Here is a 12,305-nt window from a genome sequence, read left to right on the forward strand (position 1 = left end):
CGGCTCCGGCCGCGGCACCCGCGACGGCGGAGCCCGCCACCCCCGGCACTGCGCTCGCCCCGGCCGCCGACATCAGCACGCCGCTGCCCTGGACCCGCACGGTCTGGAACGGTCGTGCACCGCGGCACCTTCCGGCCGCCGCCTCGACCACCCCGACCGCTCGCCGGCATCCGACCTGGACCCAGGCGATCGCGGCGCTGTTCGGCGCTGCCGCTCTCGGTGTGCTCGCGGCCGCGGCCGTGGCCCTCGTCCGCACGCTGCTGAGCCTCCCCTTCATGCAGGACTTCCTGGCCGCCTTCCCGGGCGAGTACGAGCCGCCGATCCCGGTCGAGCCCGGCTTCGCGCCGTGGGTCAACTGGGCGCACTTCTTCAACATGTTCCTGATCGTGCTGATCATCCGCTCGGGGCTGCAGGTGCGCACGGAGAAGCGTCCGAGCGTGTTCTGGACGCCGCGGAACAACCCGAAGGGCAAGATCAGCCTGAACCTCTGGTTCCATCAGGCGCTCGACATCCTGTGGCTGCTGAACGGCGTGATCTTCGTGGTGCTGCTGTTCGCCACGGGGCACTGGGTGCGGATCGTGCCGACGAGCTGGGAGGTCTTCCCGAACGCGCTGTCGGCGGCGCTGCAGTACATCTCGTTCGACTGGCCGCACGAGAACGGCTGGAACAACTACAACAGCCTGCAGCAGCTCGCCTACTTCGTCACCGTCTTCCTCGCGGCACCGCTCGCCGCCGTCACCGGGTTCCGCATGTCGGGGCTCTGGCCCAAGAAGGCGGAGCGCCTGTCGAAGGCGTACCCGGTGGAATGGGCGCGCGCCCTGCACTTCCCGGTGATGCTCTACTTCGTGGCGTTCATCATCGCGCACGTCGCGCTCGTGATGCTGACCGGCTTCCTGCGCAACCTCAATCACATGTTCGCCGCGCAGGATGCCGCGACGTGGACGGGGTTCTGGGTGTTCATCGCCTCGCTCGTCGTGATCGCGATCGCGTGGGTCGCGGCGCGGCCGCTCGTGCTCGCGCCGATCGCGAAGGTGTTCGGCAAGGTCTCGGGGCGCTGATCCATGACCGACCGCACCGCCATCGAGGAGTACTGGCGCGAGGCCCGCATCGCGCTGCCGCACCTGCCCGAGGCCCTTCCCGCGGCGTGGGGTTTCGGTGCGACGCCGGAGCACGCCGACGAGCTCCTGGAGCTCGTGCTCCGCGGCATCAAGGTGGGCACCGCGTCCTCCGTCTGGGACTACGAGGAGACGGGGGATCCGCTGCCGACCGTCGGCGAACTCAGCATCATCCTCGACGGAACCGGCGCCCCGCGCGCCGTGATCGAGACCACGGCGATCGACATCGTGCCTTTCGACGAGGTCGACGAGGCGCACGCCTTCGCCGAGGGGGAGGGGGATCGCACGCTCGCGCACTGGCGCGAGGTGCACGAGCGCTACTGGCGCACCCACTCCGAGAACCCGCGCGGCTATGAACCCGACATGCCGGTGCTGTGCGAGCGCTTCCGGCTGCTCCTGCCGGCCGGCACGGAGGACTGAGAAGAGGGAGATCATGGCAGAGGCCTACATCGTCGACGCGGTCCGTTCGCCGGTCGGACGCCGTGGCGGCGCTCTCGCGGAGATCCACCCCGCCGACCTCGGCGCGCACAGTCTGCGGGCCCTCGTGACCGGACGGGCATCGACCCCGGCGCCGTGGACGACGTGATCCTCGGAGCCATCGATGCGATCGGCGGGCAGGCCGGGAACGTCGCGCGCACCGCGCTGCTCGTCGCCGGCTTCCCGAAGCACGTGCCCGGCGTGACGATCGACCGCCAGTGCGGATCCAGTCAGCAGGCCGTGCACTTCGCCGCGCAGGCGGTGCTCAGCGGCACCGGCGACCTCGTGATCGCCGGCGGGCTGCAGAACATGTCGCGGATCCCGCTCACGGCCGCCGCGACCGTCGGCCGGGAGTACGGCTTCACGACGCCGTACGCCGAGTCGCCCGGATGGCAGGAGCGCTACGGCGACCAGGAGATCTCGCAGTTCCGGGGCGCGGAGCTCATCGCCGAGCGGTGGGACATCTCGCGGGAGGAGATGGAGCGGTACGCGCTGGAGAGTCACCGCCGGGCGGCCGTGGCCCAGGACGAGGGGCGGTTCGCGGCGGAGATCGCGCCGCTCGCCGGGCTCGACCACGACGAGGGCGTGCGCCGGGACACCACTCTGGAACGCATGGCCGGACTGCCGCCGCTCGCGCCCGGGGGACGGATCACCGCCGCGGTCGCGTCGCAGATCAGCGATGCATCGAGCGCCTTGCTCATCGCCAGTGCGCGAGCGGTGCAGGAGCACGGCCTCACCCCGCGGCCCGCATCCACCACGTCTCCGTCCGCGGCGACGACCCCGTGCTCATGCTCACCGCGCCGATCCCGGCGACCCGGCACGCGCTGGAGCGCACCGGGCTCCGGATCGAGGACATCGACCTGTTCGAGGTCAACGAGGCGTTCGCCTCGGTCGTGCTCGCCTGGATGCGCGAGACCGGTGCGCCGCACGAGAAGGTCAACGTCAACGGCGGCGGCATCGCGCTGGGGCACCCGATCGGCGCGACCGGCACCCGCATCCTCGCGACACTGCTCAACGAGCTGGAGCGCACCGGCGGCCGGTACGGCCTGCAGACGATGTGCGAGGGCGGCGGCGTCGCGAACGTCACGATCATCGAACGCCTCTGAGCGCAGACGAAAGGGCCGCCCCGCGGGGCGGCCCTTTCGGTGAAGACGAGGGTCAGGGGCGCACGAAGCGGACCTCGGTGAGCGTCTCGCCGAGGAACGGCTCGGTGTGCGCGGCGCCGTCGAGGTGGAATCCGTTGCGCGTGTAGAAGCGGTGCGCGCGGGGGTTGTCCTCGGCGACCCAGAGGTAGAGCGGCTCGTCCTTCTCGACGGCCGCATCGAACAGCTTCTGCCCGATGCCGGTCGAGTGGTACGCGTCGAGCAGGTAGATGAAGTACAGCTCGCGGAACGCCGGGGCGTCCTTGTCGCGGGCCGGACCCGAGCCGACGAAGCCGACGATCTCGCCGTCGACGAGCGCCGCGTTCATCTTGAAGTCGGGGCCCTGCGCCGCCCAGTGCGTCCAGAGCTCGGCCATCCGGCGGGGGGAGACCTTCTCCAGAGCCGCCTTGCTGATGAGGTGATCGTAGGTCTCGTGCCAGCACTGCGCATGCACGCGACCGAGGGCTTCCGCATCCACATCACGGACCGGACGGACGATGACTTCGGGCTGGGCTTCGGCGCTCATGCGGTGACTCTACGGCGGGTCCGTGGAAATCGGAAATCGGGACGACGGCCCCCGAGAGGCCCACCGGGGGCATGGAGGAATCGGACAACGAAGTTCGACCGTCGTGCGCGGATGGCTACGATCAGTCCTCGTGAACGTGATCTGGCGGACCCTCCTCGTGATCCTCGGTGCGCGTCGCCGCGTGCGGCAGGGGAAGACCCTCGACCCCACCGCCGTCGGCACCGTGACGGTGACCACCCTGCCGACCGACCTCGACATCCTCCGCCACATGAACAACGGCCGGTACCTGTCGCTGTTCGACCTCGGTCGCTGGGACCACCTCATCCGCACGGGGTTGTTCGACGTGATGAAGGAGCAGGGCTGGTACGCGGTCGTGTCGAGCGAGACGATCACCTTCCGCAAGTCGCTCCAGCTCTGGCAGCGGTTCGAGGTGCAGTCCCGGTTCATCGGGCACGACGAGAAGGCCCTGTTCCTGGAGCATCGTGCCGTGGTCGGCGGCGAGGTCTACGCCCGGGCCATCGTGCGGGCCCGCGTGCTGCGACGCTCCGGCGGCACGGTCAGCAACGAGGAGCTCTTCGCTGCGGTGGGCAAGCCCGACGGGGTGCCGGAGATCGACGCGTGGGTGCACGACTGGGCGGCCGCGTCCGCCCTGCCTCCCGTGCGCACCCCCGCCCCCAGCATCTGGAACTGACCCGACTCCGGCCCGCCCGGTCGGGCACCCCGGGATTCCGCGACCGGAGACCTAGGGTGGTCACATGGCAGAGTCGTCGTCATCCTCCGCGGAGGCGGGGGCATCCGCATCCCTCGCCGATCAGGCCGTCGAACTCGCGCGCCGCTGGGTGATCGAGGCGGCCGCGGCCGACGTCGACCCCGCAGCGGAACGCCTCGCCGGAGTCCTGCGCGACGCCAACGGTCTGCCGTTCACCCTCGGTTTCGTCGACGGCGTGATGCGGCCGGAGAGCCTGACCGCCGCGGCCTCCCAGCTGCGCCGGATCGCGCCCATCGTGCCGGAGTTCCTGCCGTGGTACCTGCGCTCCGCCGTGCGGCTCGGCGGCGGGGTCGCCCCGGTGCTGCCGACCCCGGTCGTCCCCCTCGCGCGGCGGGCGCTGCGCGAGATGGTGGGGCACCTCGTGGTGGACGCGCGGCCCGCGAAGCTCGGACCCGCGATCGAGAAGCTGAGGGAGTCGGGGTCGCGCCTGAACCTCAACCTCCTCGGGGAGGCGGTGCTGGGCGAGGCCGAGGCGCAGCGGCGGCTCGACGGCATCCACGCGCTCATCCGGCGTCCGGACGTCGACTACGTGTCGGTCAAGGTCTCCGCCATCGTCAGCCGCATCTCGATGTGGGGCTTCGACGAGGTCGTCGACCGGGTCGTGGAGCGGCTGCTCCCGCTGTACGTGACGGCGGCAGCGGACGGCACCTTCATCAACCTCGACATGGAGGAGTATCGCGACCTCGACCTCACGATCGCCGTCTTCACGCGGCTCCTGGAGGATCCGCGGCTGATCGGGCTCGAGGCCGGGATCGTGCTGCAGGCCTATCTGCCCGACGCGCTCCCGGCCCTCCAGGAGCTCACCGCCTGGGCGCAGGACCGCGTGATCCACGGGGGAGCCCGCATCAAGGTGCGCCTCGTGAAGGGCGCGAACCTCGCGATGGAGCACGTCGAGGCGACGCTGCACGGGTGGACGCCCGCGCCCTACGACACCAAGCTCGACACCGACGCCAACTACCTGCGCTGTCTGGACTGGGCGCTGCAGCCCGAGCACACGACCTCGGTGCGGATCGGTGTGGCCGGCCACAACCTCTTCGGCATCGCCCACGCGTGGCTGCGGGCCGGGGAGCGGGGCGTCCGCGACGATGTCGAGTTCGAGATGCTGCTCGGCATGGCCCAGGGGCAGGTGCAGGCGGTGTCCCGCGAAGTCGGTCCGGTGCTGCTGTACGTGCCGGTCGTGGCGCCCGCCGAGTTCGACGTGGCCATCAGCTACCTCGTGCGGCGGCTGGAGGAGAACGCGTCGTCCGAGAACTTCCTCTCCGCGGCGTTCCACCTGCACGACGACGAGACGCTCTTCGCCCGGGAGGCCGACCGCTTCCTCGACGCGCTCGACCGGGCGGCCGACCCGGCGCTCGCCCTCGGGCCGCGGCGCACGCAGGACCGCCTCGCGCCGGTGCACGAGTCCGTGCGGCCGACGCCGGTCAGCCCGGTCGCGGAGGCCGATCTCACGAAGGCCGTGCTCGGCATCGTGCGCGGCTCGGACGAGGCCGACACCGGCGCCTTCCTCGAGACCGCCGTGTACGCGGCGCGCGAGCGCGGGGAGGACACCGGGGGCGCCCCGGGCTTCGCGAACACGGCCGATACGGATCTCGCCCTCCCCGCCAACCGCGAGTGGGCGGCGGGGATCCGCGCGCGGCTCGCGGACTCGACGGTCGGGACGGAGGTCCTGGCCGCGGCCCGCGTCGACGACGCCGACGACCTCGGCCGCATCGTGCGCGGCGTGCAGGGCGCGGCGGCGGCCTGGGGTGCGCGTCCTGCAGCCGAACGGGCCGAGGTGCTGCTGCGCGCGGCGGCGGCCCTCGAGTCCCGGCGTGCGGAGCTGATCGAGGCCGCGGCGGCGGAGACCGGCAAGGTCTTCGCCGAAGCCGATGTCGAGGTGAGCGAGGCCGTCGACTTCGCCCGGTACTACGCCGCGACGTGCCGTGAGCTCGATGCGATCTCCGGCGCCGTGTTCGTCCCCGCCCGCGTGACCGTCGTCGCGCCGCCGTGGAACTTCCCCCTCGCGATCCCCGCGGGTGGCGTGCTGGCGGCGCTCGCCGCGGGCTCCGGCGTGGTCCTGAAGCCCGCCCCGCAGGCGCGGCGGTGTGCGGCGGTGCTCGTGGAGGCGCTGTGGGACGGTGGCGTGCCCCGTGAGGCTCTCGCTCTCGTCGACATCGAGGAAGGCGACCTCGGCCGTGCCCTCATCACGGACGAGGCTGTGGACCGGGTGATCCTCACCGGGTCGTGGGAGACCGCGGCGCTGTTCCGCTCCTGGCGTCCCGACCTGCCCCTGCTCGCCGAGACCAGCGGCAAGAACGCCATGATCATCACGCCCTCGGCCGACCTCGACCTCGCCGTGGCCGACCTCGTGAAGAGCGCGTTCGGGCATGCGGGGCAGAAGTGCTCCGCGGCGTCGCTCGCGATCCTCGTCGGGCCGGTGGGGCGCTCGCAGCGTTTCGCCCGTCAGCTCGCCGACGCTGTCCGCTCGCTGCGTGTCGGGTGGCCCTCGGATCCGCTCGCCGAGGTGGGCCCGGTCATCGAGAAGCCCGAAGGGAAGCTCGCCTGGGCCCTCTCCGAGCTGGAGGGCGACGAGCGGTGGCTCATCGAACCCGCCCTCGACCCCGCCGACGACGGCAGCGGACGGCTGTGGCGCCCGGGCGTGCGGGTCGGCGTGCAGTCCGGCTCCCGCTACCACACCGAGGAGTTCTTCGGACCGGTCCTCGGGGTCATGCACGCGCCGACCCTCGCCAAGGCCGTCGACCTGCAGAACGCCGTCGCCTACGGTCTCACCGCGGGTCTGCACACACAGGACCCGGACGACCTCTCCTTCTGGCTCGACCGCGTGCAGGCCGGGAACCTCTACGTCAACCGCGGCACCACCGGGGCGATCGTGCAGCGGCAGCCGTTCGGCGGGTGGAAGCGCTCCTCCGTCGGCGCCGGTGCCAAGCCGGGCGGGCCGAACCACCTCATCGGACTCGGGTCGTGGCGCGCCCAGCACGGGGCCCCGGCGTCGAGCACCCTCCATCTGCGGGGGCTCGACTCCCGGATCACGGGGCTCATCGAGGCGGCGCAGCCCTCCCTCCCGTTCGAGTCGTTCGAGTGGCTTCGGCGATCCGCTCTGTCGGACGCGTTGGCCTGGGACCGGGAGTTCGGCCGGGTGCGGGACGTCTCGCGGCTGGAGATCGAGCGCAACCTCTTCCGCTACCGGCCCGTCCCCGTGGAGATCCGCACCACCGAGGACGCCGCCCTGCACGACCTGCTGCGGGTCGTGATCGCGGGAGTGCGCGCGGGGGCGGGCTTCGTCGTGTCCACTCCGGTCGGGCTTCCGGCGGGCGTGCGGCATGCTCTGGGCGACCTGGACGCCGTGGTGTTCCTGGAGACGGAGGTCGAGTGGCTCCAGCGGATGCAGGTGGCCGAGGAGTCGGGGGCCGCGGGAGATGCGGGTGTTCCCGTGCTTCCGCGGCATGGGCGCGTGCGGCTCGTGGGTGGACGGGAGTCGGTGGCGGCGCTGCGCTCCGCGCTGGCGGTGGCCACCGGCGGTGACCCGGACCTCGCGGTGTACGACGCGGAGGTGACGGCGGCGGCCCGCATCGAGCTCCTCCCGTTCGTGCATGAGCAGTCCGTCTCGATCACCGCCCACCGCTACGGAAACCCCGACCCCTGGAGCGCCTCCGTCATCTGACCCCCGGCCGTTTCGGTGCGGGGGCAATAACGTGCCGCTCCGCCCCATCCGGGGTCCGATTCTGATCCCACCTCCGGGGCGTACGTGTCTCCAAGCCGCGGGTGCAAAAAGGCGCCGCTCCGGAGCGACGGGGGTGCGTTCTCGATCCGCCTGCGGTGGGTGTGCGGGATCAGTGTGGGGTGCTGCGGGGAGGGGACGGGAGCTTCCGGGAGGCCGGATCGAAAAGGTGCCGTCGGGGGCCTGGGGAGGGGCGTTATTGATCCCGCGGCGCGGGTGTGGGGGGAGTGGGTGGCGTGCGGGATCGGAAACGGGCGGGAGAGGCGGTGCGGGGGTGCGATTGTGATCCCGGGAGAGACTGCGGAGACGGGACGGGGGTGCGGGGACGGGGTGCGGTGTAAAAGATTCTTGACACGGGGGGCGGGCGGACGTAGTCTCGTGTCAAGAATTTTTGACACGAGGGGATTCGCATGGTCTACGAGGAGCGCAACGTCTGGGCCGGGCTCATCGTCAGCCCGATCGTCGCGGTCGTCTACGTCGTGCTGCTGCTGCAGCAAGCCGGCGGCGGACCGCTCACCGCCACGGACTGGTTCCCGCTGATGCTGTGGACGATCGGCGGAGGCATCGTCGGGACGATCGTGCTCAGCGTCCTCTGGGGGATCATCGCCGGGATGTCCGATCCGGACGGCGTCGGCCGCTCCGACATCCGCGACCGGGACATCGGCCGGATGGGAGCCCGCGTGGAGCAGGCCTTCGTCACCATCGCCGGCCTCGGGGTCATCGTCCTCTGCGGTCTCGGTGCCGACGTGTTCTGGATCGCGAACACCATGTTCGCCGGGTTCCTCGTGGCGGCCGTCGTCGGCGGTGTCGCCCGGGCGATCGCGTACCGCCGAGGGCTGCGCTGATGGTCAAGCCCACCCTCGTCTCCAACACCATCCGCGCCCATCGCGAGCGCGCCGGACTCACGCAGGCCGAGCTCGCCCGCACGATCGGGGTCACCAGACAGACCCTCATCGCGATCGAACAGCAGAAGTACTCGCCGACACTCGAGCTCGCGTTCCAGATCGCCCGGGCGTTCGGCGTCGGGATCGACGACCTGTTCGCGTATCCGACCGACCCCGGAGGTGCCGCATGACCGAGACCATGCCCGCCTGGACCCGCGAGACGTACGGCCCGGCCGCCGGGACAGCACGGACCCGGCAGCCCGTCCCCCAGCCGCATCGGGGCGAGGTCGTGCTGCGCGTGCAGGCCACCGCCCTCAACGCCGGCGACGTGCGGCTGCTCCTCGGCGACCCGCTGCTGGTCCGGCCGTTCTTCGGGCTCACCCGCCCCAAGAACCCGGTGCGCGGGCTCGACGTCACCGGCACCGTCGTGGCGGTCGGCGCGGACGTGGTGAACGCCGAGCTCGGCGAACTCGTCGTCGGGGAGCTGCAGGGCGGCGGCGGCCTCGCCTCCCACGCCCGCATCGCGGCCGACCGTGTCGTGCCCGTCCCGCCCGACGTGACACCCGAGGCGGCTGCGTGCCTGCCGATCGCCGGAGGCACCGCGTGGCAGGCGCTCGATGCCGCCGGAGTGGGGTTGAGGCACCGTGCGCAGCGGGTCCTCGTGATCGGGGCGTCCGGCGGCGTGGGGACCTTCGCGGTCCAGCTCGCGGCGCTCCGCGGGGCCGAGGTCTGGGCGACGTGCGGCGCGCACAACGCTCTGCTGCTGGAGCGCCTCGGAGCCGTGCGCACGCTCGACCACCGCACGTCTCCGCTCACGCATCTGCCCTCCTCCCGGTTCGACGCCGTCATCGACATCGCGGGAGGTGTGCCGATCCGCGAGCTGCAGCGCCTCGTCCGTCCGGGTGGCCGCGTGGTGCTCGTGACCGGCGACGGCGGACGCGTGCTCGGCCCCGTGCCGCGGATGATCCGCGCCGCCGTGCTCTCGCTCCGCGGGCCCCGAGTGGTGTCGCTCACGGCGACCTCGCGCCCTGAGGTCCTCACGAAGCTGCTCGAGCTCGTCGAGGAGGGGCATCTGGTTCCGGTGATCGAGCGCACGTACCCGTTCGACGAGGCGGTGTCGGCGCTCGCGCACGTCGAGGCCGGGCACACGGTCGGCAAGGTCGTGGTGACGCAGCGCGAGGGCTGAGGGCGACACGGGACGGATGCTGGTGGCGCCCAGGGTCCGGTGGCACAATGGTCACCGGCGTGCCCGAGTCGCATCTTCCCCTCCGCCTCGTCCGAGCAGGGGGTCGAAGGACCGCCGGGCCCCTGGACAGCGTCCGCCGCGCCCGTTCACACGAGGAGCATCCATGTCGACGCCGGAGACCGCCGTCACCACCGCCCCCACGCGCACCGCGCACCGCCGCCACTACCTGATGTGCCGTCCCGAGCACTTCACGGTGAACTACTCCATCAATCCGTGGATGGAGCCGTCGCGGCCGACCGACACCGCCAACGCGGTCGCCCAGTGGCAGAAGCTCTATGACCTGTACGTCGAGCTCGGCCACGAGGTCGAGCTCATCGATCCGCTCCCCGGCTACCCGGACATGGTCTACACGGCCAACGGCGGCTTCCTCATCGATGGCCGCGCCTATGTGCCGGAGTTCCGGTTCGTCGAGCGCCAGGGCGAGGCTCCGGCCTTCGCCGACTGGTTCCGCGCCGCGGGTTACGACACGGTCATGCCGAAGGAGGTCAACGAGGGCGAGGGCGACTTCCTGCTCGTCGGCGATGTGATCCTCGCGGGCACGGGCTTTCGCTCCACCGGTGACAGCCACCGCGAGGTCGGCGAGGTCTTCGGCCGCGAGGTCGTGTCGCTGAACCTCACCGACCCCCGCTTCTACCACCTCGACACCGCGATCGCAGTGCTCGACCCCGTGCAGGGCGTGGGGAACGGCGGCCCCGAGCGGGCGAACATCGCCTACCTCCCCGGAGCCTTCGACGACGCCAGCCGTGCCGAGCTGGAGAAGCGCTTCCCGGACGCGATCCTCGTGTCGGACGAGGACGGCGCGGTGTTCGGCCTGAACTCGTCGAGCGACGGCTACAACGTCATCATCTCGCCGCGGGCGAAGGGCTTCGAGCGGCAGCTCCGCGAGCGCGGCTACAACCCGATCACCGTCGACCTCTCCGAGCTCCTCCTCGGCGGCGGCGGCATCAAGTGCTGCACGCTCGAACTGCGGGGTGCGAAGTGACGATCGAGCAGGCGGCGGGCGCTTCGACGAGCTCAGCGACCCAGAGAACGAGCTCAGCGACCCAGGGGGCGGACGCAGCGAACCAGGGAACGGACGCTTCGACCCTTCGACAGGCTCAGGGACCCAGCGCGGTCGCGGAGCCGCACGTCGCGCACAACTACCACCCGCTGCCGGTGATGATCGCGCGCGGCGAGGGGGCGTGGGTCACCGATGTCGAGGGCAAGCGGTACCTCGACCTGCTCGCGGCGTACTCCGCGGTCAACTTCGGGCACCGGCACCCCGCTCTCGTCGCGGCCCTGACCGAGCAGCTCGGTCGGGTCACGCTCGTCAGCCGGGCGTTCCAGAGCGACATGCTGGAGCCCTTCGCCGCGGCGCTCGCCGAGCTCTGCGGCAAGGAGCTCGTGCTGCCGATGAACACGGGCGCCGAGGCGGTGGAGACCGGCATCAAGGTCGCCCGGGCCTGGGGCTACCGCGTGAAGGGCATCCCGGAGGGGAAGGCGCGGATCGTCGTGGCGAAGGGCAACTTCCACGGTCGCACGACGACGATCGTGAGCTTCAGCGACGACGAGACCGCGCACGACGACTTCGGTCCCTACACGCCGGGCTTCGACCGTGTGCCGTTCGGTGACGCGGAGGCGATCGCCGCGGCCATCACGGAGGACACGGCGGGCGTGCTCGTGGAGCCGATCCAGGGCGAGGCCGGTGTCGTGATCCCGCCGGAGGGGTATCTGCGCCGCATCCGCGAGATCTGCGACGAGAAGAACGTGCTGTTCATCGCCGACGAGATCCAGGCCGGCCTCGGACGTGTCGGCGAGACGTTCGCGTGCGACCGCGAGGGCGTGGTGCCGGACCTGTACCTGCTGGGCAAGGCGCTCGGCGGCGGCATCCTGCCGGTCTCGGCCGTGGTGGGGAACACGGATGTGCTCGGCGTGATCCGCCCCGGTGAGCACGGCTCCACGTTCGGCGGCAACCCGCTCGCGGCGGCCGTCGGTCTCCGCGTGGTGGAGATGCTGCAGACGGGCGAGTTCCAGGAGCGTGCGCGGGCGCTCGGCGCGCACCTCGAGCAGGCGCTGCAGCCGCTGATCGGCCACGGCGTCACGGAAGTGCGCATCGCCGGGCTGTGGGCGGGCGTCGACATCGACCCCGCCATCGGCACCGGCCGCGAGATCGCGGAGAAGCTGCTCGACCGCGGTGTGCTCGTGAAGGACACGCACGGGCAGACCATCCGCATCGCCCCGCCGCTCGTCATCCGGGCGACCGAGCTCGACTGGGCCGTCGAGCAGCTCAAGGTGGTACTCGACGCCTGACCGCGGCCGACCCACCCCCTTCTGCACGAGCCACCCCCTTGCGGCCGACGCTCAGCTGGTCGCCCAGGGCATCGCCGAGCAGCTCTCGGCTCGCGTGGCGTTCCGTCGCGCGATGCGCAAGGGTCTGCAGGGCGCGCAG

At 71.7% G+C, this 12,305-nt stretch carries 10 protein-coding genes and 2 pseudogenes; 11 read left to right on the top strand and 1 reads right to left on the bottom strand.

From position 1 onward, the window contains the following. The 3 genes and pseudogenes from AC2W7E_RS16085 to AC2W7E_RS16095 all read left to right on the top strand — a co-directional run. The coding region (locus AC2W7E_RS16085; RefSeq protein ID WP_485989518.1) for a cytochrome b/b6 domain-containing protein at positions 1-1,058 on the top strand (1,058 nt) is incomplete at its 5' end. Positions 1,059-1,061: 3 nt separating this feature from the next. Further along, positions 1,062-1,535 (top strand): ASCH domain-containing protein, encoded by a 474-nt coding sequence (locus AC2W7E_RS16090; RefSeq protein ID WP_485989519.1) that lies wholly within the window; start codon positions 1,062-1,064, stop codon positions 1,533-1,535. A 13-nt stretch (positions 1,536-1,548) separates the two neighbouring features. Next, positions 1,549-2,698: pseudogene (locus AC2W7E_RS16095) on the top strand (acetyl-CoA C-acetyltransferase). Between the two features lie 52 nt (positions 2,699-2,750). On the opposite strand, the gene AC2W7E_RS16100 reads toward AC2W7E_RS16095, so the two are convergent. Next, positions 2,751-3,260, bottom strand: coding sequence for a GNAT family N-acetyltransferase (locus AC2W7E_RS16100; RefSeq protein WP_025105423.1), 510 nt, complete (start codon positions 3,258-3,260; stop codon positions 2,751-2,753). Positions 3,261-3,390: 130 nt separating this feature from the next. Between AC2W7E_RS16100 and AC2W7E_RS16105 the strand changes: the two genes are divergently transcribed. The 8 genes and pseudogenes from AC2W7E_RS16105 to AC2W7E_RS16140 all read left to right on the top strand — a co-directional run. Continuing rightward, the gene (locus AC2W7E_RS16105; RefSeq protein ID WP_025105424.1) at positions 3,391-3,951 is read left to right on the top strand and encodes an acyl-CoA thioesterase; all 561 of its coding nucleotides are present in this window, start codon (positions 3,391-3,393) and stop codon (positions 3,949-3,951) included. A gap of 64 nt (positions 3,952-4,015) precedes the next feature. Continuing rightward, on the top strand, positions 4,016-7,690 hold the full coding sequence (locus AC2W7E_RS16110; RefSeq protein WP_485989520.1) for a proline dehydrogenase family protein: 3,675 nt from the start codon (positions 4,016-4,018) through the stop codon (positions 7,688-7,690). Positions 7,691-8,157: 467 nt separating this feature from the next. Continuing rightward, positions 8,158-8,592, top strand: coding sequence for a hypothetical protein (locus tag AC2W7E_RS16115; protein ID WP_060922631.1), 435 nt, complete (start codon positions 8,158-8,160; stop codon positions 8,590-8,592). Further along, positions 8,592-8,822 carry a helix-turn-helix transcriptional regulator gene (locus AC2W7E_RS16120; RefSeq protein WP_060922632.1) on the top strand — a complete coding sequence of 77 codons (231 nt, stop codon included), beginning with the start codon at positions 8,592-8,594 and terminating at the stop codon, positions 8,820-8,822. Before AC2W7E_RS16115 ends, AC2W7E_RS16120 begins: the two co-directional genes overlap by 1 nt. Further along, positions 8,819-9,817, top strand: coding sequence for an NAD(P)-dependent alcohol dehydrogenase (locus AC2W7E_RS16125; RefSeq protein ID WP_485989521.1), 999 nt, complete (start codon positions 8,819-8,821; stop codon positions 9,815-9,817). Before AC2W7E_RS16120 ends, AC2W7E_RS16125 begins: the two co-directional genes overlap by 4 nt. 163 nt (positions 9,818-9,980) lie before the next feature. Then, on the top strand, positions 9,981-10,859 hold the full coding sequence (gene ddaH / locus AC2W7E_RS16130; RefSeq protein ID WP_126894479.1) for a dimethylargininase: 879 nt from the start codon (positions 9,981-9,983) through the stop codon (positions 10,857-10,859). Between the two features lie 2 nt (positions 10,860-10,861). Continuing rightward, positions 10,862-12,166 (top strand): ornithine--oxo-acid transaminase, encoded by a 1,305-nt coding sequence (gene rocD, locus AC2W7E_RS16135; protein WP_378871750.1) that lies wholly within the window; start codon positions 10,862-10,864, stop codon positions 12,164-12,166. A 43-nt stretch (positions 12,167-12,209) separates the two neighbouring features. Continuing rightward, a pseudogene (locus AC2W7E_RS16140) lies at positions 12,210-12,305 on the top strand (30S ribosomal protein S3); the annotation flags it as partial.

The sequence above is a fragment of the Microbacterium sp. CFSPD4_SD4 genome (genome assembly GCF_057364585.1).

Bases quoted from the DNA above. Each gene is read 5' to 3' on its own strand.
- AC2W7E_RS16090 (WP_485989519.1), top strand. From the start codon at position 1,062: ATGACCGACCGCACCGCCATCGAGGAGTACTGGCGCGAGGCCCGCATC.
- AC2W7E_RS16100 (WP_025105423.1), bottom strand. From the start codon at position 3,260: ATGAGCGCCGAAGCCCAGCCCGAAGTCATCGTCCGTCCGGTCCGTGAT.
- AC2W7E_RS16110 (WP_485989520.1), top strand. From the start codon at position 4,016: ATGGCAGAGTCGTCGTCATCCTCCGCGGAGGCGGGGGCATCCGCATCC.
- AC2W7E_RS16115 (WP_060922631.1), top strand. From the start codon at position 8,158: ATGGTCTACGAGGAGCGCAACGTCTGGGCCGGGCTCATCGTCAGCCCG.
- AC2W7E_RS16120 (WP_060922632.1), top strand. From the start codon at position 8,592: ATGGTCAAGCCCACCCTCGTCTCCAACACCATCCGCGCCCATCGCGAG.
- AC2W7E_RS16125 (WP_485989521.1), top strand. From the start codon at position 8,819: ATGACCGAGACCATGCCCGCCTGGACCCGCGAGACGTACGGCCCGGCC.
- ddaH (WP_126894479.1), top strand. From the start codon at position 9,981: ATGTCGACGCCGGAGACCGCCGTCACCACCGCCCCCACGCGCACCGCG.